Raw genomic sequence first — 22,143 nt, forward strand, 5'->3', positions numbered from 1 at the left:
GATGACCGTCCATTCCAGGTAATAAAATCATGCGGTACGCGCTGCTAAAATGTAATTTAACCAAATTGGAATATTAGAACTTAATCCGATTACTCCATACGTCGCCGTAATAAAATCAATTGCAGTTATGAGTCAACTAGAGAATCATGCTCTCGCGTCCAAAACGGGCGATTAATATTACATAACAACAATAACAATAATTTACCTTTATTGATAATTAAGCATCCTGTATATTCGTTAGAAATTTTCAACAAAAAAACTCCTACCGAAAGAATACTTGTATGCATAATACAGTGCGTAATTGTTTCTCTCTGCTTGTTCTGATTGGCAGCGATGCTGCTGCGACGAGTCACTTACTAGGTATAGAGTCGAAACAATATGGCGAATCTATCGCCTACGATATGAATGTGGCAGGTCAGGTCGCAGCGGTAATCAAGGAAAAGGACGGGACGCCACATGCCGTGTTTTTTGAAAACGGCAAACTGATTAAGCTTGAGATGCCGGGTGAAACCGAAAGCGAAGCCAATCATATCAATAGCAAAGGTGAGGTTGTCGGCTCTTCCAAAAAAGGCCAGACTTGGCGAGCTTTCATTCGTGGCCGTGGCATGCAAGACCTCGGCACATTAGGAGGGCCCAATAGTTATGGTATGGCACTCAACAACGCTGGCTTGGCGGTAGGATTTGCCGATACCTCCAATCGTGACTGGCATGCTTTCCTATACACGCCTGGCGAATCACTAAAAGATCTGGGTACCTTGGGTGGCAAAGTCAGCTACGCTAGCGGCATTAATAATCAAGGAAAAGTGGTTGGAACGGCGACGACCACCGATGGTTCGCGTCACGCCTTTTTATACGACCAGACCACAGGCATGGCAGACCTTGGCACTCTGGGTGGACGCTACAGTTCGGCGACTGCAATTAATGACCAGGGTGTGGTAGTTGGCTCTTCGGAAACGAAAGACCGACACTTGCATGCCTTTGTTCATGACGGAACCCAGATGATAGATCTGGGCGACAAAATCGGTTTTGGTAACAGCTACGCCACGGGCATCAATAACGAAGGCCACGTGGTTGGGGTGGTTGATAGTGCAGATATGCGTTTAAGCTTCGTCTGGCGGGATAACAAAATGGCTCTGCACCCTGCAGGAAAAAGCCTGTACCTGACCAATGCTATTAACAACGCCGGACAAGTGATAGGCGCAAGCTACGATCACGGCATGAATGCAGCCACCATGCCTTCCGATGCGCCACCCTTTGTCGATCTTGGCGGCAGAAAAATTTTTGGCTTTAATCTGATTGTCGTCATGCTCGCTGCTGCCATCGCCTTATTTCGCAAACGCCTCAAGGGTTTATTTTTCGAGAACAGCTTACTCTTCAGGATGTGAAGCAGATACTTAGTGCCGACTTCGATACTGATGGGATTGCGCCGGCACGAACCGAAAAAATTTTTGCTTGGGCAAAGCACTTAGGCGCGTAAGCGTTTACGGATCCGGCTTAGCGCTTCCGGCGTCACGCCTAAATAATGCGCCACGTCGCGCAGTTGTATGCGCGCCGACAAACGCGGATAGGTCTTGAGAAATGCTTGATAGCGCTGTTCTGGTGCCATCGTCAGCAATTCGCGTTCACGCTGCTCTTTGCGCACGATATGCCATTCCAGCAACTGATGGGTGGCTTTCTGCCACGCTGGATGACTGAGCATCAATTGTTTAAGCTTGGCAAAATCAATCTGCTCTATCTCACAGTCTTCCAGCGCCGTCGCAAAGTAATCAGTTTTCAGACCGGCAATCAGTACATTCGGACAGGCAAAAAAATCGCCCTCACCGATGAAAGATTTAATCCACTCTTGCCCATCTTCACTCAGATAATTGAGCTTGACGATGCCGCTGCGCACCACATACAAATAGGGCTGCCACTCACCGGCCGCGAACACATCTTCGCCCTTGCTAAAAGACTGCAAATGAAAGGACGTTTGCAACATCTCCCATTCGGGCAAAGCACCGCCGGCAGCGGTCTCAAGTAAGAGTTTAGTACTTTGCATAGGACCAAGAGCGCTCAGTGTCGTACCCATCAAGCAGCAAACTGCAAGCGATACAGATTGGCGTACACGCCCTCTTTGGCTAACAATTCAGCATGCTTACCGATCTCGACGATGGCACCATCGACCAGCACCACGATGCGGCTAGCGCGCTCGATAGTCGAAAGTCTATGCGCGATGACTAAGGTGGTGCGGCCCAACATCAATTCATCGAGCGCCTCTTGCACGGCGCGTTCAGATTCGCTATCGAGCGCCGAAGTAGCTTCATCGAGGATCAGAATAGGCGCATTTTTATAGATCGCTCTGGCAATCGCGAGGCGCTGACGCTGGCCGCCAGATAAGCGCATGCCGTTATCGCCTATCGTGGTCGCCAGACCTTCCGGCAAATCGCGCACCACATCCGTCAGATGGGCAGCCTGCACTGCTGCCGCAACCCGCGCCAAATCAGGCTGGGCATCGCCGTAAGCAATATTGGCGGTAATACTATCGTCAAACAGAATCACGTTCTGCCCCACCATGGCGATCTGCTCACGCAGGCTAGCCAATGAAATTTCTTGTAGCGACACGCCATCGAGCAAAATAGCGCCAGAATCCGGGGTGTAAAAACGCGGTACCAGATTCACCAGCGAGGTCTTGCCACCGCCCGACATGCCGACCAGGGCGATGGTTTCGCCAGCTTGTATGCTCAGATTAATGTCCGTCAGAGCCGCTTGCTCTTGCTGCGGATAAGTAAAACACGTCTGCACGAACTCCAGCTTACCCATAGCGCGCGCTTTCAAAGCCTGACCGCTATCTGGCTCGCCTACCGCATCGATCATGCCGAACACCGAATCGGCTGCCGCCAGGCCGCGCTGCATAGGCCCATTCAAATCGGCCAAATGTTTCAGCGGCGTCAGTAGCATCATCATGGCGGTAATAAATTCGACGAAATTCCCAACCGTGGTGGTGCCTGCTTTGGCCTGTAGCACCGCCAGCATAATCACGATCGCCACCGCAATGGCGGCTAACAGTTGGGTCGCCGGCGTGGTGGAGGAAACCGCGACCGTGGTCTTCATGGTGTAACCGCGCAGCTTCTCATTCTTGGCGTCAAAACGTTGTTGCTCGTAGTCCTGGCCGCCAAAGATGCGTATCACCTGATGCGCGCGCGTGGCCTCTTCTATCACCTGCGTTAGTTCACCATTGACATCGAGCTGATCCTTATTCAGTCTGCGCAAACGCTTGCTGACGCTACGCACCAGGTAAGCCATGGCTGGTATCAAGACTAGCGTGACCAGCGTCAGGCGCCAGTTACGCCAGAGTAAAAAGCTCAGCAAGGCAATCACGGTCAGAGAGTCACGAATCAAAGTCGTGATCGATACCTTTACCATGTCGACGATTTGCTGGGCTTCGGTCATGATGGTATTGATGATGCGCCCACTTGATTCGGACTGGTAAAACTGCACTGGCACGCTGAGTATTTTTGCAAAAATCTGCGCCCGCAAATCATTCAGGAGGCGGGTCGAAGTCCAGCTCATCAGATAGCTGGTAGTAAAGGTACAGATACCGCGAAATAAAAATATGCCGATGATAGCGGCCGGGATTTTCCATAGGGCCAGCGTGGTATGTTCACCTTTAAATCCATGGTCAAGCAAATAGCCCAGCACCCGAGGAAACATGACTTCGGTGAGGGCGGTACCAAGCATGGTGATCAAACTGATCCACAATTTTTGTTGATGCTGACGCATCAAGATCCACAGGCGCTGAAAAGTGGCTAGAGTGAGTTTATTCATTGCTTCCGTTGTTAATACTTGAGATTAAAGGAGATTATCTGAGATTGCCAGCTGTTCATCCTGTCGCAGGATTAACAGCGCACCTACACGTTTTAAATTTCATTGCGCAGTATCCATGCGGCTTTCCAGCCATTTTAGGCCTGCAGGCCGCATGAATACTGCGCAATTACTTTTAGAAATTCTGTTTTGAGAGCGCCTGCTACTTGAGCTTCTTACTCACACCCGCCAGCGGTATCGCCAGCAAGATCATAAAAGCCATGCCGAACACGCCGTCACGCAAGATCGCATTAAACATCGCGCCAACGATCATCGTTACGCCCAACATTGCCAATAACATGGCGCGCTCCTGATGCTCGCTGTCTTGCATTTTTTTAGCCACCAACAATTGCTGGCAGAAAATCCCCATCAGTGCCAACATGCCCAACACACCCAACTCGCTGCAATACAGCAGAAAATCATTATGCGGGGTGGTCATGGCTGCGCTCATCATGCCTTGAGCACGCGCCTGATACAGGGCTAACCAATTACCTATGCCGTGCCCGGTCCAGGTTTTTTCTGCGATGATCTGAGCCGTGACCTGATAAATCTCCAGCCGCATACCATCTTCCCCAATTTTTTTTCCCTGATTGAAATCACGCAATTGATGCACGGTACAGATGGCGCGTTGCGCCAGGATAGAAGCCGGATTGAGCTGCTGTTCGCTGACCATCTGTTTGGTCAGGCAAGTAGCCGGGGGCGGCAAAGCAGCAAGGTATTTAACACCGCCAAACAGTGTAGCGCCAAGTAGCGCAGCCAGGATCACAGTGCGCGTATTCAGCCGCACATTGCGCAACAGCATATGCGTGCATAAGACCAGCAAGAGCAAGCTAGCGGTACGGCTTTTGGCAAATAACAGCAAGGCTGCCACCACATACAGCCAGGCCACGGCGCGCACTACATGCTGATCCTTACGCCAGCGCCATGCATGCAACATCCAGCCGGCACTGATCGCCAGCAAGATCCCCAGCAAGATCGATTTATTCCCTTCGTACACCACATAACTACGGAACAGCGTAGTCGGTGGCAATAAGCCAGCAGCGCCTAAATAAAACAGGGTAGACGCATAGATCGCACCGCCAAATAACACCAGTTGCGCACGTGCCTGCCATGCGGCTTTCCCGTCCACCACACCGGTGCCCACCGCCAAAAACGGTAGCAAAAACAGATAGGTCTGATAATGCCAAAACGCCGACCAGAACTCACCGGCTGGTCGAGTTTGAAACAGCGCCACCACGATAGTCACCGCACTCAAAGCCAACACCGGCAACAACATCGGGCTCGTTTTGATGCGCTGCCATTTCTGCGCGTAATCTCCTGAGATCAGCAAGCTCAATGCAAATAGCAAGACCCCAGCATACATAACACCAACCGGAAAAAACAGCGTCAAGGGCAACCAGCTAAGCACCTGTTGCGGCAAAGCGGCTCGCCAGGACGACTGAGTAAGCAGTTGATTTTGATTATTTGCGATCGTCGTCATCAGGCATACTCTATCTGTACATTCTGACGCCCCAGCCACTGCCCCAGTTTGAGTCTGAGCTCATCATCCGGATTGACCCGCCACTGATCCGACAAATACAGCTCGGCACTGGCATCCAGATTTTGGTAACGTATCAAGACTGGGCAGCCATCCTGATTCAAATGCGGCTTGAGCACCTCGGCCAGTTTTACCGGCTCGGCATTATCAGTCAGGGTCACCCGCAAGCCTTGCGAGAACTGTACCCTGGCACGACCTATATCCATGACTTTTTCGGCAGTAATCCGCAAGCCACCCGAGAAGCGGTCTTCCGAGACCTTGCCCAGCACAGCCAGAAATTCGTCTTCCTTAAAAATTTTCTTGTACTCGTCGGCCAACTCGCTGTACACCGTCACGTCAACTGTGGCGGTGCCGTCGTCCAGCGTCACGATCAGGATCTTGCCGCGCTGTGTCATCTGGGTACGCACCCCGGAAATTACCCCGCCCAGCAATCGTAAATCGCGCGAGGGATCGAGCTTGGCCAGCGTTGTCTTGACGAATTGCCTGACCTCCGGCGCATACGCATCAAACAGATGACCAGAAAAATAAAAGCCCAGCGCTAATTTCTCTTCCAGCAAGCGCTGGCGATCCGACCAGACCTCGGCCTTGATGTATTCGGGCGGCGGTATCATGTCATCGTCGTCGCCAAACAGGCTGACCTGATTGGCTGCCGCCTCAGCCTGAACGGCCGCTTCCAGCGCGTAATTGACGGTTGCCAATAACACCGCGCGGTCTTGTTTAAGACAATCCATGGCACCGGCCCGTATCAGGGATTCTATGGTGCGGCGATTCACCTGGCGCTTATCGACGCGCTTACAGAAATCAAACAAATCCTTAAATGGGCCATCGGCCTTACGCGCTGCGACTATGCTTTCTATCGCGTTTTGTCCTGAGCCCTTCACCGCGCCCATCCCGTAACGGATCTGCGTGGCTTTCTTGCCCATTTCGCCGACCGGGATAAACCTGTATTCGGATTCATTGATGTCAGGCGCCAGCATTTTGAGCTTGCAGATGTCGATCGCATCTTCGACTAAAATTTTGACCTTTTCGGTATCGTCCATCGCCAGCGACATATTCGCGGCCATAAACGCGGCCGGGTGATGCGCTTTAAGATACGCGGTGTGATACGACAATAAGGCATAGGCGGCGGCATGCGATTTATTAAAACCGTAGCCAGCGAACTTTTCCATCAAATCGAAAATCTCGTCAGCCTTTTGCTCGCCCAGACCATCCTTGGCAGCACCGTCACGGAAAATCTGGCGGTGCTCTGCCATCTCTTCAGCTTTTTTCTTACCCATGGCACGGCGTAGCATATCGGCGCCGCCGAGTGAGTAACCACCCACCACCTGCGCCATCTGCATAACCTGTTCCTGATACACCATGATGCCGTAGGTTTCAGACAAAATGCCTTCGGTACGCGGGTCGGGGTAATCAAACTTCTCGCCGTGCTTACGCTTACAAAAATCCGGGATCAGATCCATAGGACCCGGTCGGTACAAAGCTACCAGCGCAATAATGTCTTCGAATCGATCGGGGCGGGCATCTTTCAGCATGCCCTGCATGCCGCGGCTTTCCAGCTGAAACACCGCGACTGTTTTCGCCTTAGTCAGCAGTTCATACGAGCCTCTGTCATCAAGCGGCAATTTCGCCAGATCAAAATCAGCCTGGGACGGATCGAGCATCTTGATGTAGCGCACCGCCCTATCAAGAATGGTCAGCGTGGTCAGACCCAAAAAGTCGAACTTCACCAGACCCACGGCCTCCACGTCATCTTTATCGTATTGCGAGACCACGCCAGAATCGCCGCCCTGCGTGTACAGAGGACAAAAATCGGTGAGCTTACCCGGAGCGATAATCACGCCACCGGCATGCATACCGATATTGCGGGTGATGCCTTCTACTTGTTGCGCCAGATCGAGTAAGGTTTTTACTTCTTCTTCGTTTTCCTGACGCTCGGCCAGCAAAGGTTCTTCTATGATGGCCTCGGCGATCGTCACAGGCTTACCCGGCTTAAACGGGATCAGCTTGGAGACGCCATCGCAAAACATATAGCCAAAATCGAGCACGCGCCCGACGTCGCGGATCGCGCCTTTGGCAGCCATGGTACCGAAAGTGGCAATCTGCGACACCGCCTGCTTGCCGTAGCGGTCTTTCACGTATTGGATGACCCTATCGCGCCCTTCCTGACAAAAATCGATATCGAAATCGGGCATGGAGACGCGCTCAGGATTAAGGAAACGCTCAAACAGTAAATTGTATTGGAGCGGATCGAGATCGGTAATCAACAGCGAATACGCGACCAGCGAACCAGCTCCTGATCCGCGTCCCGGGCCTACCGGCACGCCATTATTTTTAGCCCATTGAATAAAATCGGCAACGATCAAAAAGTAACCGGGAAAGCCCATCTTGATGATGGTATCAGTCTCGAACTTAAGTCTGGCTTCATAACGTGGCCGCACTTGCTCGCGCTTCTCTTCATTCAAAAAAATCTGCGAGAGCCGGTATTCCAGACCTTTTTTCGACTCTGAAACCAGAAAATCGTTAATCGTCATGCCGTCTGGCGTAGGGAAATCCGGCAACTGAGGCTTGCCCAGCACCAAGGTTAGATTGCAGCGTTTGGCAATCTCCACCGCATTTTGCAAAGCGCCTGGCAAATCGCTAAACAAGGCCGCCATTTCATCCTGGGTCTTGAAGCATTGCTGATCATTGAAGCGCCGCGCGCGTCGGCCATTGGCCAGCATCTCGCCTTCCGAAATACAGGTGCGCGCTTCATGCGCAGTAAAATCTTCTTTGTGGATGAACTGTATCGGGTGGGTTGCGACTACCGGCAAACCTAATTTATGCGCCAGCGCCACCGCTAAACGCACATGCGCCTCCATATTCGGCTGGCCAGCGCGTTGTATCTCTATATAAAAATGTCCGGGGAAGATACTGGCCCAGCGCTGTGCATGCGACTCGGCCAATTCCAGATTGCCGTTGTCGATAGCCGTACCGACATCGCCAAAATGCGCGCCGGAGAGAACGATCAGGCCAGGCGGCGCGCCTTTTTCAAAAATCGCCTGTAGCCACTCGAACTTCAGTTCGGCACGGCCGCGATGTTGATTCTCTAACCAGGCCTGCGCCAGCAATTCACATAGCTGCAAATACCCGGCACGGTTTTTTACCAATAATAAGAGTCGCGTCGGTTTATCTCTATCGAGCTCATTGGTGATCCAGACGTCACAACCGGCAATCGCCTTGATGCCCTTGCCACGCGCCGCTCTATAAAATTTAATCAAGCCAAACAAGTTCGCCAGATCCGTCATGGCTAAGGCGACCTGCATATCTTTGGCGGCGGCCTTAACGACATCGTCGATACGCACCAAACCATCGACGATAGAATATTCGGAGTGCAAACGCAGGTGGACGAATTGCGGTGATTTTTTTACGACTGCAGCCGCCTCGACCACGGCCGGATTGCTAGAAAGTGTGAGTTCTGTGTTCATCCCGCTATTTTACCGTGTTGAGTAGCAATTTAGCGCTTGTCTGCAGGTTTGGGCAGCGCAAAAAACGTTTTGACATGCAGGTATTTTTCCTCTGTTTTAGCAAAGAGCGGGGTCTTAAAGAATAATTTATTCATGGCAGGGAAAAATCCCCGACTTCGAGCTGACTGGCGACTCTGGCGCAGCGCCCTGGTTTTGGCTTATAATGCTGTCGAATCAAAGACTTATACACCTTACCGAATTTCACATGCCTTCCTCTGCCCTTACTTCCGCTGATCTTGCAACGCCTAAACGCGAGAATAATTACGTCAATATCTCCGCTTATAAATTCATCACCTTCGACGATACCGCCGAAAAGCGTCCTGAATTTATTGCCAAGTGTGAAGAACTGAACCTCAAAGGCACAGTCTTGCTAACGCCAGAAGGCATCAATATGTTTCTGGCTGGCTTACGCCACGAGATCGATGCGTATATGGCGTGGCTGCATACCGATACTCGTTTCGCCGACGTGGTCGCGAAAGAAAGTTTGTCAGATCACCAGCCATTTACCAAGTTGCTGATTAAGCTGAAAGCCGAAATCATCACCATGCGCATGCCTTTGATCAAACCAGAAGATGGCCGCGCACCATCGGTCGACGCCCACACTTTAAAACGCTGGTTAGACCAGGGCCATGATGACAACGGTAAAGCAGTGGTGATGGTGGACACGCGCAATGATTTTGAAGTCGATGTCGGCAGTTTCGATAACACGATAGATTATCGCATCACTAAATTCACCGAATTCCCAGCAGTCATAGCAGCCAATCGCGATGCCTTGAATGACAAAACGGTCGTCACGTTTTGTACTGGCGGGATACGCTGCGAGAAAGCGGCGATTCATATGCAAAATGTCGGCTACGAGAGCGTATATCAACTCGAAGGCGGCATCCTGAAGTACTTCGAAGAAGTCGGCGGTGCACATTATCATGGCGATTGCTTTGTGTTTGATTATCGCACCGCACTCAACCCACAACTGCAAGCCACCGATACCACGCAGTGTTATGCCTGCCGCGCCGTCGTCACGCCACGTGAACAGATTTCACCCTGGTATGTAGAAGGTAAATCCTGCCCGCATTGTCAAAAAATGTCGGTAGAAAAAAGTACTGCCGAAACTTCCGTCTAAACCGCCCCAGCGCCTACTACATACTCCCACCGGGTATGCGACACGGTCAGCTGATTGCGCAATCAATACCTGCGCAATCAGCCAGCTAAGGCTGATACTCCCCCCAAAAGCCTATTCAGGCAGATCAAACACCAGCACCTCGGCCGCGACGCCATGAGTAAGCGCTAGCTGTGCTTCGTCGCGCAACATCAAGGCGTCTCCTGCCCGCAAAATCTGCCCGTTCACAGTCAGAGCACCGCGTGCCAGATGCACGTATGCCAGACGGTTTTGAGCCAGACTCAGCAGCGCAGTTTGCTGAGCATCGAACAAGCCTACATACATACGCGCATCTTGCTGTATCCGCACTGAGCCGGCAGCGGCATCCGGTGAAGCCACCAGACATAAGCGCCCCTCTTTTTGTTCGCGACTAAAATGCTTCTCTTCGTAAGCAGGCGCATTCCCCGCTTGCGCTGGTTGTATCCAAATTTGTAGCAAATGGGTTTTATGCTCTTTCGAAGGATTAAACTCTGAGTGCTGCACACCGGTACCCGCGCTCATGCGCTGTACATCACCGGGACGTATGGTACTGCCATTGCCCATACTGTCTTTATGCGCGATCTCCCCTTCCAGTACATAGGTGATGATCTCCATATCCTTATGCCCATGCGTCCCGAAACCCATATCAGCAGCGATCCAGTCATCATTGATGACGCGCAAAGGGCCAAAACCCATATGAGCAGGATCATAATAATCAGCGAAAGAAAAGCTATGGTAAGACTCCAGCCAGCCATGCGCGGCGTAACCACGGTCTTCAGATTTGCGTAGTATCAGCATATTGTCACCTTAAAAAATATAGTTGTTGGGCAAGCGGTTTTGGGCAGTCTGGCTAAGACAAAAAAAATCCATCAAACAAATACATATTGATGGATTTTTATTGTTAACTAATAATTTAGCTAGCACTAAAATTGTAGTGCAAGTAGAGCGCAAAGAATGATATTACTTGTAAGCCCCACCCAACAAGAAAGCTTTCTTTTGCGGCTTAGCAGTCAGACTCGAAGCCGTGGCAGCGTTATTTGCATTTGCACTCGCTACGCTGACACTAGGTTCGTAAGGCTTCAAGAACCAAGGATCAACTTTCTCTCGCGGCGGAGCGTAACTACGGGTTGGACGCTCGTAGGGCTTGCTCTTTTCAGGCTCAGCCGCGCGCGGTTTGCGCACCGCAGGCATCAATGAGGCAGCCACAAATCCGGCCAATTGCACGCGCGTGATTTTTTGTTTGATGAGTTTTTCGATGTCGACTAACAGGCGCTCATCTTTATCGGTATGCAAAGAAATCGCATCACCTTTGGCGCCAGCTCGCCCGGTACGGCCTATCCTATGCACATAGTCTTCGGCGTTATACGGCAAATCGAAATTAATCACACAAGGCATCTCGGAGATATCCAAGCCACGCGCCGCCACGTCGGTAGCGACCAGCACTTCGACTTCGCCGCGCTTGAATGCCTCTAAGGCACCCATGCGCTCAGCCTGGGATTTATCGCCGTGTATCGCCGACGCTTTAACACCCTGCTTGACCAGATGCACCGCCAGACGGGAAGCGCCAATTTTCGTATTCGAAAACACGATGACCTGCTTCAGACCACGCTCGCGGATGATGAAAGAGACCGCATCGCGCTTTTCTTCCTCAGCTACTTTATACAAAATCTGGGTGACGTTTTCTGCCGTTGCATTGCTACGCGCAACTTCTATCGTCACAGGATTAGTCAAAAAGCTGGCTGCCAGTTTCTTGATTTCTTGCGAGAAAGTCGCAGAAAACATCAGGTTTTGTCGTTTCGCCGGCAACAGATTAATGATGCGCTGCAGATCGGGCAAGAAACCCATATCGAGCATGCGATCTGCCTCATCCATCACCAAAATCTGGGTTTGCGACAAATTAATGGTTTTTTGCTGTACGTGATCCAATAAACGACCTGGGGTCGCAATCACGATCTCTATACCGGAACGCAAGGCATCTTTTTGCGGCCCCATATCGACACCACCAAACACTACGGTGGCGCGCAAAGGTGTGTGACGGGAATAGGCTTTAACGTTTTCAGCAACCTGATCAGCCAACTCACGGGTAGGCGTCAAAATCAGAGCGCGCACCGGGTGGCGCGCTGGCGAAGCACTGGTATTGGCATGCGCCAATAACAATTGAATAATTGGCAAAGAAAAACCCGCTGTCTTACCGGTGCCAGTTTGCGCTGCCCCCATCACATCGCGCCCCTGCAAAACGATAGGAATCGCCTCAGCCTGAATCGGGGTAGGATGGACGTAACCCTGATCACTCAGAGCGCGCAAGATATCGGGAGACAAGCCGAAAGAATCAAAACGGACAGCCTCAGGACTAGTTTCAGGAATTTGCTCGGGTTGCGGCGTGGTATCGGTCATGGTCTGCAGGGTGAGCCTTTCGTGGGTCGAACAAAGCATAAAAGGGAGTAGAAAAACTTTCCTTCATATTTGCGTCGCGAGAGGTATAGGCGTAGAAGTAATACAATAGCCTTATATTATACCACCACATAAAAAATACCCGAATATTGTCGACAGTTCGACGCCATTTAATCGATAAAAACCGAAGCAAAGAGCTAGCGCGAATGAGGACTTAGTGCAAAATTGTTCCGCTAGCAATGTGCAAAATGCGCCTAGCGATCAAAATTATTTCGTAAAAATAAAAAAGGCTTAGCGCGAACGCTAAGCCTTTAAATTTTGGTGGGCCTCCCGTGAGTCGAACACGGTACCAACGGATTATGAGTCCGCTGCTCTAACCAACATGAGCTAGAGGCCCATTTTTTTAAGCTGCCTCTCCATATTTCAAGCTAAATAATTTAGATCGAACATAGAAAAAACCAATTGAAGCTATAAAAAATTCAGCGCTTATTGTATTACATTCCATAGCATCAGCACAAGCCCTGAGCCAGAATAGCGCGCGATTAAACAGGGAAATTTAGTACGGCGCGCGTATTCACGGCGCCGTACTATCAGTGCAGACTGCGATGCTTTAATTACCTTCGAGGAAGCTCTTCAACTTATCCGAACGTGATGGATGGCGCAGCTTACGCAATGCCTTAGCCTCTATTTGACGGATGCGCTCACGCGTCACATCAAACTGCTTACCGACTTCCTCTAAAGTATGATCGGTAGACATTTCAACGCCGAAACGCATACGCAATACTTTTGCTTCGCGCGGCGTCAGTGAATCCAAAACGTCTTTCACAACATTGCGCATAGAGGCATGCAAGGCGGCGTCAGCTGGTGCCAAAGTGTGGTTATCTTCAATGAAATCACCCAAGTGGGAATCATCGTCATCACCGATAGGCGTTTCCATGGAGATCGGCTCTTTGGCGATCTTCATGATTTTGCGTATCTTCTCTTCTGGCATTTCCATCTTGATCGCCAAGGTTGCAGGATCAGGCTCAGCACCTGTCTCTTGCAAAATTTGGCGCGAGATACGATTCATCTTATTGATGGTTTCTATCATATGCACAGGAATACGTATGGTACGTGCCTGATCCGCGATCGAACGCGTGATCGCCTGGCGTATCCACCATGTGGCATAAGTCGAGAATTTATAGCCGCGGCGATATTCAAACTTATCGACCGCCTTCATCAAACCGATATTACCCTCTTGAATCAAATCAAGAAATTGCAAACCGCGGTTAGTGTATTTTTTCGCGATGGAAATAACCAGACGCAAATTGGCCTCAGTCATTTCACGCTTAGCTCGACGTGCCTTCATTTCGCCAGCTGACATCTTTTTATTGATGCTGCGCAGATCTGGCAAAGGCAACACTACCCGCACTTGCAAGTCTATGAGCTTTTGCTGTAATTGCTGGACAGTCGGCACATTGCGACCGAGTATCGCACTATAGGAATGCCCGGCATTGACCTCGGCAACGACCCAATTGAGATTGGTTTCGTTCCCAGGAAAGACCTTGATAAAATGCGCGCGTGGCATATTGCAACGATTCACCGCGACATCAAGGATTTGCTTCTCTACGTGACGCACTTCATCAACCTGACCGCGCAAGGTGTCACATAATTTCTCTACGACTTTGGCAGTAAAACGTATTCCCAAAAGCTCATTGGAAATCGCCTCTTGCGCCTTAACGTAAGTTTTCGAGTTATAGCCTTCTTTTTCAAAGGCCTTACGCATTTTGTCAAAATTAACAGAAATAATATCGAATTTAGCCAGAGCATCGCGCCGCATTTGAGCCAATTGCTCAGCCGAGACACCGGCAGCGTCTTCGACACCCTCGTCATCTTCTTCCTCTTCCTCTTCCTCTTCCTCTTCGTCTTCCTCGCTCACTTCAGCGACTACCACGACCGGCTTAACGATGACTTCTTCAACCGCATTCGGATCGACTAAGCCATCGACGATATCGTCAATCTTGATTTCGTCATTCGCAATACGCTCAGCCGCCGTGAGGATTTCAGCGATGGTAGTAGGACAGGCAGAGATCGCCTGTATCATGTCCTTCAGACCTTCTTCAATTTTCTTCGCGATAACGATTTCGCCTTCGCGCGTCAACAACTCTACTGTTCCCATTTCGCGCATATACATGCGCACAGGGTCAGTGGTGCGACCAAAATCAGAATCAACTGTAGACAAGGCAGCTTCGGCAGCGGCCTCAACCTCATCATCATCACTGGTAACCGTAACGACATTGTCAGATAAGAGCAGAGCTTCGGCATCCGGCGCACGCTCATACACGGCAACGCCCATATCATTGAAAGTACCAATGATGCCTTCGATCGCCTCTGGATCAAAAACGTTTTCCGGCAAATGATCGTTAATTTCGGCAAAGGTCAGATAGCCGCGATCTTTACCCAATTTAATCAGGGTCTTGAGCTTTTGACGACGCCGTTCTAATTCTTCTTCTGTGGTCTCAGGATCGGCTGAAAATGCATCTTTAAGCAAGGCCTTCTCTTTAGCTTTGCGATCTTTTGCTTTAGCCTTATCAATCGCCTTCATTTCCGCGCGCTCAACTGCATTCAACGCGGCCATTTCTTCATTTTCAGGCTGATATTCTTTAGGCTTGCGACCGCGGCGACCTGGCACTTTCACACCGGGCAAAATATAGCCAGAAGTGTCAATCGCGGCCAACACTGCAGCATCGGTAGTCTGGCTCACAGTTGGAGCAGAACCGGTCTTAATCTCTTGCACTTCTGGTGTTTTTTCAGCCTTGGCTGAACTCTTGGTTGGCTTGATCACGGTCTTTGAGTCGGTTTTGTTAATTGTCACAGAAGCTTTCAATGGTGCAGTTTGTGGCTTGTCTGCATTTTTACCTGTTTGCCTGCCTGAATTAGGAGCGGTAAGCTCTTGCGCTGGCTTTGCATTCTTGCCTTGTATTTCCTTACCAGTTGGCTTAACTAATTTGGAAACTGGTTTCGGTTCCTGACTAACCCTACTTGCCGCTTTCACTGGCTTGCTTGCGACTTTAGCTAGCGGCTGCGCCACCGCTGTCTTTATCACTTTAGGCGCTTTAACATCTTTCGCAAGTTCTTTTTTAGCAGCTGATTTAAGCGGGGACGACTTCACTGCGCCTGTCGCCGGCGTCTTTTTTTCGACTAGTTTGCCAACCGCCGTAGCTGCGGAAGATTTCGGAATTGCCTTGCTTGCAGGCTTGATAGCAGCATTTTTTGCTGTCACCGGAGCCTTTACAGATGCCAGTTTTTGTGCGGGTTTCTTCATTGCGTTAGCCATTGAATCAAACCAACAGGAACCGAGAGTTAGCCCGTAGCATAAAAAATAATGCACTGCCTTCAGATCTAGCGACCTGTAGTACAGCGCAATAAATTTTTCAATGTCAGACTACTAGAGTCTCAGCGCCAGTGTTTTGGGTTACTCGGAGGAGCACATGCTCACCTAAACAACACATCCCAAAAATGACCCGGAAGGTCACGCCCAGAACGAAAACAACCTAAGACCTTGAATCGAAAGCCTTTAATTGTAGCACGTGGTGGAAATTTTCTCTAGCCCCGAGCCACAACTTAGACTAAGCACAGCTTAAAAAGCAATAAATCCTATCACCAAAAACATTTCTCACTCATCAATACAGCTACACTTCTGCACTTCTTAACGCGCCGTTTCAGCCTCCGCCTCTCGACGTATGGCACTTTGCAATTGAATTATCTCGCGGTAACGAGCGGCACGCTCAGGATCCGCCAAACCAGATGCTGCCAATTGCTCGCTTTCTTTTTTCAATACTTGATGGCTAATTTGACGCAAAGCACCAGCCAACTCCAACTTCACCACATCAAACTCAGTTTCGGATTGCTCGGCGATTTCAGCAATTAGTTGATCATAATCCGAACCTGTTGTTCGCAAATTCTCTGCCAATGCCGCGAAATTGGCTTGCTCACCCATCAGTTGCGCTACCTCAACCAACTGCATCAACATTTCCGCACCATCTGGCGCCAACTTAGCCGCATCAGCAAGGGTTGCAGCACTCAACATGCCCGCCAAAGAAGGATGCGCCACCAGAATGCGCATCACCTGGCGCTCCAAGCCGACTGGTGCGCTGCGTTTATTTTTAGGCGGAGCGAGTTTTACACGCGCCACCGGTTGCACCAATTCAAATAGCGACTCAACCTCCGCCGGAGTAGTTTGCGTCATTTGCGCCAAACTGCGTACCATCTGCAAGCGCAAACTCGATGCGGCCATTTGCTGCAATAAGGGCTTGGCATCAAATTGCGCCCTCGCCCGACCTTCCGCCGTCGTCAAGTCACTATCACCAACAACTTCTTTGATGAAAAATTCCGACAAAGGCATGGCGTCTTGCACCTGCGCCTCAAAGGCCTCGGTTCCGAATTGACGCACATAACTATCTGGATCGTGCTCAGCCGGCAAGAACAAGAACTTAATCACCTTATTGTCATTCACATGCGGCAAGCAAGCATCCAAGGCACGCCGGGCAGCACGCCGCCCTGCTTTATCCCCGTCAAAGCTAAAAATAACATGATCGGTCTGGCGCAATAATTTTTGCACATGGGTCGGCGTGCACGCAGTCCCCAGAGTTGCAACAACTTGCGGAAATCCTAGTTGCGCCAAGGCTACGACATCCATATACCCCTCAGTTACTAGAACATAGCCAGCATCCCGTATCGCTTGGCGCGCCTCAAACAGGCCGTACAACTCATAGCCTTTTTGAAACAAAGGGGTCTCTGGCGAGTTCAGGTACTTAGGCTCACCTTGATCAAGTATGCGGCCACCAAATCCGATTACCTGCCCCTTAGTATTGCGAATTGGGAACATGATGCGCTCACGAAAACGATCGTAACGCTTGCGATTCGAATTATCCTCATCACTCTTATCAATCACCAAACCAGCTTCAACCAGGGCTGGCGAAGCATAATCTGGGAATACACTACGCAAACTATCCCAGCCATCGGGGGCATACCCCATACCAAAACGAGCCGCGATCTCGCCGGTCAAACCGCGCCGCTTTAAATAAGCAACCGCCGGTTCGGCGCCACGCAAGGCCTGCCGATAAAACTCACAAGCCTTAGTCATGACCTCACTCAGCGCCAAACTCTTAGCATTCACTTCGGCACGTAGCGCCGGCAACATACGATCATCCTCAGGCACGATCATGCCATTGTTTTGCGCCAGATCCTTTACCGCATCCACGAAATTCATACCCGAATACTCCATCAAAAAGCCGATGGAAGTTCCGTGCGCACCACAACCAAAGCAATGATAAAACTGCTTGGTCGGACTCACAGTAAAACTGGGTGATTTTTCGTTATGAAAGGGACACAAACCCATGAAGTTTGCGCCACCTTTTTTGAGCTGCACATATTTACCAACCACATCAACGATGTCTACGCGCGCCAGCAAGTCCTGGATGAAAGTTTGAGGGATCAAACAAACGCCTCTTCAATATAAAATTCGAGCCGAGTCAAAATAACAAAATCAACGCGCTGCCAGCGCGGCCTTTACCAAGGCTGAAACCACCGCCATATCGGCGCGACCAGCGAGCTTAGGCTTGAGTGCTGCCATCAACTTGCCCATATCTTGCGGACCAGTTGCATCAGTTTCCTCGACGGCAGCAGTCACCGCCGCCTGCATTTCAGCCTCAGATAAACCAGCAGGCATATACGCCGACAAAATTGCTAACTCGGCTTTTTCTATATCCGCCAAATCTTGACGACCACCAGCCTCAAACTGACTGATAGAATCTTTACGTTGCTTGATCATTTTTTCAATAATCGCCAGTACCAAGGTATCGGTCAACTCTATACGTTCATCAACTTCTTTTTGCTTCATCGCTGCAGTGATCAGGCGTATCGTGCCCAACTTCACCGCTTCTTTGGCGCGCATAGCTGATTTCATATCTTCGGTGATCTGATCTTTTAAGCTCATAGTATTCTCTGAAAAAGTATTTTTAGCCCCTAGCAGGTAGTGCAATCACTAGGGAAGCGTATGAAAAGATAAATATAAATGATAATGCCCGCTGCGGTAAACCGGAGCGGGCATGCAAGTCTAATGAAGACTAAGACATGAAGAGCACCAAGGAAAACCTTGGCAACAATTCTGAATTAATACATCTTCTTAGGCAATTGCTGACTACGAATACGTTTGTAGTGACGCTTGACTGCGGCAGCCAGCTTGCGCTTGCGCTCTGCAGTTGGCTTTTCGTAGAACTCGCGCGCACGCAATTCGGTCAACAGACCGGTCTTTTCGATGGTACGCTTGAAGCGACGCATTGCGACTTCGAACGGCTCGTTTTCTTTAAGGCGAATTGTGGTCATGTAAGTTCGAACCAATGAAAAATTATAGGAAGAAAGAGATAATAGCAGCAAATTCTAAAATAGGGAAGTAGATTGATTAAATCTTACTCAAATACCCCACATCAAAAAAACGGAAAATCCCACTGTAGCAAACAACAAGAACTATTTTCACCAAGGCTTAGCCTGCTAATTACCCCAAACTAAATTGCTAGACCGGCGGCGACTCCAGAGGCCCAGGCCCATTGGAAGTTGTAGCCACCCAACCAACCAGTGACATCAACTGCTTCACCGATAAAGTATAAGCCGGGCACTTTATTTACCATCATGCTTTGCTGCGACAATTCCCGCGTATCGACGCCGCCTCGCGTCACCTCGGCCTTACGATAACCTTCTGAGCCATTCGGTAGCAGCTCCCAGCGGTTGATTTTCTCACCCAGAAGACGCAAGCGTTTGTCTTGCATATCCGCAATTTTCAAATCGCCAGCAAATCCATGCGCCAGCAATAAACCATCCACCAAACGCGCGGGTAGATAGCCAGACAAATAATTTGCCAGATTTTTTTTGCTGGTAGTTTTGGCATCGATCAAATCCTGAGCGAGATCAACTTCTGGCAATAAATTTACCCTAATGCTCTGCCCCTCTTGCCAAAAACTCGATATTTGCAATACCCCCGGCCCAGATAAGCCGCGATGCGTGAATAATAAATCCTCACGAAACACCACTTTGTTCTTTTTTTCGCCAGTCTCTATATCCACCTCTAGCGAAATACCAGATAGAGGAACGAAGGCTTCCCAGCTTGCCGCATCAAAAGTAAGGGGAACTAAGGCTGGGCGTGGCGCGACGATTTTGAGATTAAACTGTTGCGCCACTTTATATGAGAAATCGGTAGCGCCAATTTTAGGGATGGATAGACCACCGGTGGCAATCACCACCTTGGCAGCGTGAATCTCGCCTTGCTCAGTTTCCAGGACAAAGCCTGCGGCGTCCTGGCGCACTTGCTCCACCTTACAAGGCATGCGCCAGTTGACTTTAGCAACATCGCATTCGGCTTTGAGCATGCGAATAATGTCTTCGGCACTCTCATCGCAAAACAATTGGCCTTTATGTTTTTCGTGAAAGGCAATCTTATGTCGCTTCACTAAACTCAGAAAATCCTGAGGAGTGTAACGCGATAACGCGCTTTTGCAGAAATGCGGATTTTCAGAAATGAAATTATTCGGCCCAGCATTTATATTCGTGAAGTTACAGCGCCCGCCACCAGAGATGCGTATTTTTTCGGCGAGCTTGCTGGCGTGATCGATCACCAGCACCCGCAAGCCGCGCTGCCCCGCCACCGCCGCACACATCATGCCAGCAGCGCCGGCGCCAATTACAGCAACATCGTAGTGATGCTTATCATCCACCTTCGTGCCCACCTTCGTGTCCAACTGATTATCCAACTTAGTCATCGCCTGCTTTTCTTCAAATAGAATTCAGGCGTGATTGTAGCCGATTCAGCTTTCTTACTAACTAGTGCAACGGCCTTAAGCAGATCGCGCCTATAAAACGATACCCTGCCACGGCGCATATTCTATGCGGGTTTCCAGCCTATGCAGCCTGCAGGCCGCATGTGGTATGCGCGGTGGCGGGGTGCTTGGGAATTATGACTTTAAGGCGGTTGCTGCAGCGCTTAAATCAGGCGTTTGTGATGCGAGGCGCCAAAAACGTGCGGCGCGTGCCAGGAAAGCGCCGCTGAAAGCGCCATATAAAGCTGAAAAGCTGAGGCTAAAGCTCAGTTCATGCAAAAGCGCGGCGTTATTCGCAGCGATCGCGCCGACCACATATTTAGTCAGGAAGATGCCGAGTATGAGCACCATAGGAACCCAGCTTCCAGGCAAGTTAAATGTTTGTGACGGCGCATCGTAATGGATATTGCCAGACAAGGGCACACTAAAAACCCAGGCAAACACCAGCGCGCCGGCCGCCAACCACGTCAGCAAGATCAGACCGTCACTACCAAAAGCGCTATAGGTGCCGAATAAAGAAAAGCCTAGCATCGCTAGCGGCATGATCGTGATTTTTTTCATGGACACGCGACGATTACGGGTTTGACTCAGCCCCAGGTACAACAAAGCGATCAGTAAAATCCAGACCCAGCGTGGTGTATTGGCGAGAATTTGAGCAAGCATGATGTGGTTCCTTGTTTGAGTGAAGGTGCCCAGTTTGCCTGCTGCGATTGCTGGTCGCGAGTAACTTGCGACCAAAGCGAAATTGCCGAACTTAAAGTGTCGCCAGACGGCGCGAAACGCCAACTCAGGGCTGGCGCTTCGCTTACATTTAGATTCTTAACCGCGAGAAGTCAAACGTCCGTCATTCACTCTGACACGGTCACCAGCATGCCATTCAGGCTGAGTTGAAGGAGTAAAGGTGCGGGTATTGCCATTTTCCATTTTGACACGCACTTCATACGTGGTTGTGGTGTGGGTGCGTTTTTCTATTGTATTACCCGCATAACCACCGCCCACCGCACCGGCGACCGTCGCCAACGTACGGCCATTTCCGCCGCCGACCTGATTACCTAGCACACCACCTAACACCGCGCCAGCAACAGCCCCCAGACCACTGCCCTGCTCCGCTTGGTGCTCGACGGCACGCACCGACTCAACCACACCACAAGATTCGCAAATTTGCTGGGCCGGGGCAGAATTGCCTGCATAGCCATTCTCAGACTGATACGGCTTTTTATCACTATGCTGGTTTGCTGGCTTGCCGCTTGCTTGCTTACCTTCGGCATACGTGCCTTGCGTGTCATGCTTAACTTGCGCTTGCGCCTCGCGCTCAGGCGCTTGTGATTGCTGAGCTTCAGGCGCATTCACCTGTTCACCTGGAGCTAGCGAAGCGGCTAAAGGCAAGCTTGCAGAGGGCGTGCTATTTGAATTAGGCAGCAGGCCGGTAATTGCTGCAACGCCGACCATACTGACTAAAATAATGGAAACGGCGGCACCAGCGACCAGCGGGTGTATGCGTTTAGAAGTAGCGTTCTCTGTCATGGTTAATCCTGAAAAAATGAATGGGTGCAGCATGCCTGAAACAACGCTGGAATACTGTAAAGAGTTGACCGAAAATTGACGACTTTGTAAGTGAATGTAAAAACAGCGCGATTCATTAGTCGCCGCGAAAATTCAGCATACGCGCAGCATCAGCACTGCGATAGCAATCGTTTTGCAACAAAACAGTGCATTAAGACTGCCATTTAATGAAAAAATCTCAGATCGACAATTTCTCTGCGTCCAGAAAAAAACCAGTAACTCAATAACAAGTTGTCTTCAATTCACAACGAATTAAGTCGGCACTCGAAAAAAAATCAGCGTCGCATGGAAAAATTCTTGACTTGACTCAAGCAAGAAGAGATA

The 22,143-nt window shown here is 50.2% G+C and carries 15 protein-coding genes and 1 tRNA gene; 2 read left to right on the plus strand and 14 right to left on the minus strand.

The window, feature by feature from the left end; all coding sequences use genetic code 11:
* Positions 1-281 precede the first annotated feature (281 nt).
* On the plus strand, positions 282-1,385 hold the full coding sequence (locus tag EJN92_RS03945) for an HAF repeat-containing protein (protein ID WP_126126617.1): 1,104 nt from the start codon (positions 282-284) through the stop codon (positions 1,383-1,385).
* 80 nt (positions 1,386-1,465) lie between these two features.
* On the opposite strand, the gene EJN92_RS03950 is transcribed toward EJN92_RS03945, so the two are convergent.
* The 4 genes from EJN92_RS03950 to dnaE all read right to left on the minus strand — a co-directional run bounded on the left by EJN92_RS03950 (position 1,466) and on the right by dnaE (position 8,841).
* Positions 1,466-2,038: a Crp/Fnr family transcriptional regulator gene (locus EJN92_RS03950; RefSeq protein WP_157984308.1), complete on the minus strand. Its 573-nt coding sequence runs from the start codon at positions 2,036-2,038 to the stop codon at positions 1,466-1,468.
* A 29-nt stretch (positions 2,039-2,067) separates the two neighbouring features.
* Positions 2,068-3,804, minus strand: a complete 1,737-nt coding sequence (gene msbA / locus EJN92_RS03955) for a lipid A export permease/ATP-binding protein MsbA (protein ID WP_126126619.1) — start codon at positions 3,802-3,804, stop codon at positions 2,068-2,070.
* Between the two features lie 199 nt (positions 3,805-4,003).
* Entirely contained in the window at positions 4,004-5,320 is a 1,317-nt protein-coding gene (locus EJN92_RS03960) for an O-antigen ligase family protein (protein WP_126126620.1), read from the minus strand.
* Entirely contained in the window at positions 5,320-8,841 is a 3,522-nt protein-coding gene (dnaE, locus tag EJN92_RS03965) for a DNA polymerase III subunit alpha (RefSeq protein ID WP_126126621.1), read from the minus strand. Before dnaE ends, EJN92_RS03960 begins: the two co-directional genes overlap by 1 nt.
* A 244-nt stretch (positions 8,842-9,085) precedes the next feature.
* Between dnaE and EJN92_RS03970 the strand changes: the two genes are divergently transcribed.
* Entirely contained in the window at positions 9,086-10,000 is a 915-nt protein-coding gene (locus EJN92_RS03970) for a sulfurtransferase (RefSeq protein WP_126126622.1), read from the plus strand.
* 111 nt (positions 10,001-10,111) lie between these two features.
* Here the strand turns inward: EJN92_RS03970 and EJN92_RS03975 are convergent, their stop codons facing one another.
* The 10 genes from EJN92_RS03975 to EJN92_RS04020 all read right to left on the minus strand — a co-directional run bounded on the left by EJN92_RS03975 (position 10,112) and on the right by EJN92_RS04020 (position 21,780).
* Positions 10,112-10,813 (minus strand): pirin family protein, encoded by a 702-nt coding sequence (locus EJN92_RS03975; RefSeq protein ID WP_126126623.1) that lies wholly within the window; start codon positions 10,811-10,813, stop codon positions 10,112-10,114.
* 162 nt (positions 10,814-10,975) lie between these two features.
* On the minus strand, positions 10,976-12,409 hold the full coding sequence (locus EJN92_RS03980; RefSeq protein WP_126126624.1) for a DEAD/DEAH box helicase: 1,434 nt from the start codon (positions 12,407-12,409) through the stop codon (positions 10,976-10,978).
* 316 nt (positions 12,410-12,725) lie between these two features.
* Positions 12,726-12,803: transfer RNA gene (locus EJN92_RS03985), tRNA-Ile, on the minus strand.
* Positions 12,804-13,016: 213 nt separating this feature from the next.
* Positions 13,017-15,710, minus strand: a complete 2,694-nt coding sequence (gene rpoD / locus EJN92_RS03990) for an RNA polymerase sigma factor RpoD (protein ID WP_126126625.1) — start codon at positions 15,708-15,710, stop codon at positions 13,017-13,019.
* Between the two features lie 384 nt (positions 15,711-16,094).
* Positions 16,095-17,885 (minus strand): DNA primase, encoded by a 1,791-nt coding sequence (gene dnaG, locus EJN92_RS03995; protein ID WP_126126626.1) that lies wholly within the window; start codon positions 17,883-17,885, stop codon positions 16,095-16,097.
* 48 nt (positions 17,886-17,933) lie between these two features.
* Positions 17,934-18,383, minus strand: coding sequence for a GatB/YqeY domain-containing protein (locus EJN92_RS04000; RefSeq protein WP_126126627.1), 450 nt, complete (start codon positions 18,381-18,383; stop codon positions 17,934-17,936).
* 176 nt (positions 18,384-18,559) lie between these two features.
* Complete coding sequence (gene rpsU, locus EJN92_RS04005; protein ID WP_005877634.1) at positions 18,560-18,772, minus strand: 30S ribosomal protein S21; 213 nt, start codon at positions 18,770-18,772, stop codon at positions 18,560-18,562.
* Between the two features lie 179 nt (positions 18,773-18,951).
* Positions 18,952-20,199 (minus strand): BaiN/RdsA family NAD(P)/FAD-dependent oxidoreductase, encoded by a 1,248-nt coding sequence (locus tag EJN92_RS04010; RefSeq protein WP_126126628.1) that lies wholly within the window; start codon positions 20,197-20,199, stop codon positions 18,952-18,954.
* 192 nt (positions 20,200-20,391) lie between these two features.
* Positions 20,392-21,042 carry a DUF6622 family protein gene (locus tag EJN92_RS04015; RefSeq protein ID WP_407701534.1) on the minus strand — a complete coding sequence of 217 codons (651 nt, stop codon included), beginning with the start codon at positions 21,040-21,042 and terminating at the stop codon, positions 20,392-20,394.
* Between the two features lie 33 nt (positions 21,043-21,075).
* Complete coding sequence (locus tag EJN92_RS04020) at positions 21,076-21,780, minus strand: outer membrane lipoprotein (protein ID WP_126126630.1); 705 nt, start codon at positions 21,778-21,780, stop codon at positions 21,076-21,078.
* Between the last annotated feature and the right edge of the window lie 363 nt (positions 21,781-22,143).

Origin of the sequence: Undibacterium parvum (assembly GCF_003955735.1) — a bacterium.
Lineage (GTDB): Bacteria > Pseudomonadota > Gammaproteobacteria > Burkholderiales > Burkholderiaceae_D > Undibacterium > Undibacterium parvum.

Coding starts and splice junctions, on each gene's coding strand:
- rpsU (WP_005877634.1), bottom strand. CDS start 18,772: ATGACCACAATTCGCCTTAAAGAAAACGAGCCGTTCGAAGTCGCAATG.
- EJN92_RS04000 (WP_126126627.1), bottom strand. CDS start 18,383: ATGAGCTTAAAAGATCAGATCACCGAAGATATGAAATCAGCTATGCGC.
- rpoD (WP_126126625.1), bottom strand. CDS start 15,710: ATGAAGAAACCCGCACAAAAACTGGCATCTGTAAAGGCTCCGGTGACA.
- EJN92_RS03975 (WP_126126623.1), bottom strand. CDS start 10,813: ATGCTGATACTACGCAAATCTGAAGACCGTGGTTACGCCGCGCATGGC.
- EJN92_RS04010 (WP_126126628.1), bottom strand. CDS start 20,199: ATGACTAAGTTGGATAATCAGTTGGACACGAAGGTGGGCACGAAGGTG.
- EJN92_RS03945 (WP_126126617.1), top strand. CDS start 282: ATGCATAATACAGTGCGTAATTGTTTCTCTCTGCTTGTTCTGATTGGC.
- dnaE (WP_126126621.1), bottom strand. CDS start 8,841: ATGAACACAGAACTCACACTTTCTAGCAATCCGGCCGTGGTCGAGGCG.
- EJN92_RS03970 (WP_126126622.1), top strand. CDS start 9,086: ATGCCTTCCTCTGCCCTTACTTCCGCTGATCTTGCAACGCCTAAACGC.
- EJN92_RS04020 (WP_126126630.1), bottom strand. CDS start 21,780: ATGACAGAGAACGCTACTTCTAAACGCATACACCCGCTGGTCGCTGGT.
- EJN92_RS03960 (WP_126126620.1), bottom strand. CDS start 5,320: ATGACGACGATCGCAAATAATCAAAATCAACTGCTTACTCAGTCGTCC.
- EJN92_RS03980 (WP_126126624.1), bottom strand. CDS start 12,409: ATGACCGATACCACGCCGCAACCCGAGCAAATTCCTGAAACTAGTCCT.
- msbA (WP_126126619.1), bottom strand. CDS start 3,804: ATGAATAAACTCACTCTAGCCACTTTTCAGCGCCTGTGGATCTTGATG.
- EJN92_RS03950 (WP_157984308.1), bottom strand. CDS start 2,038: ATGCAAAGTACTAAACTCTTACTTGAGACCGCTGCCGGCGGTGCTTTG.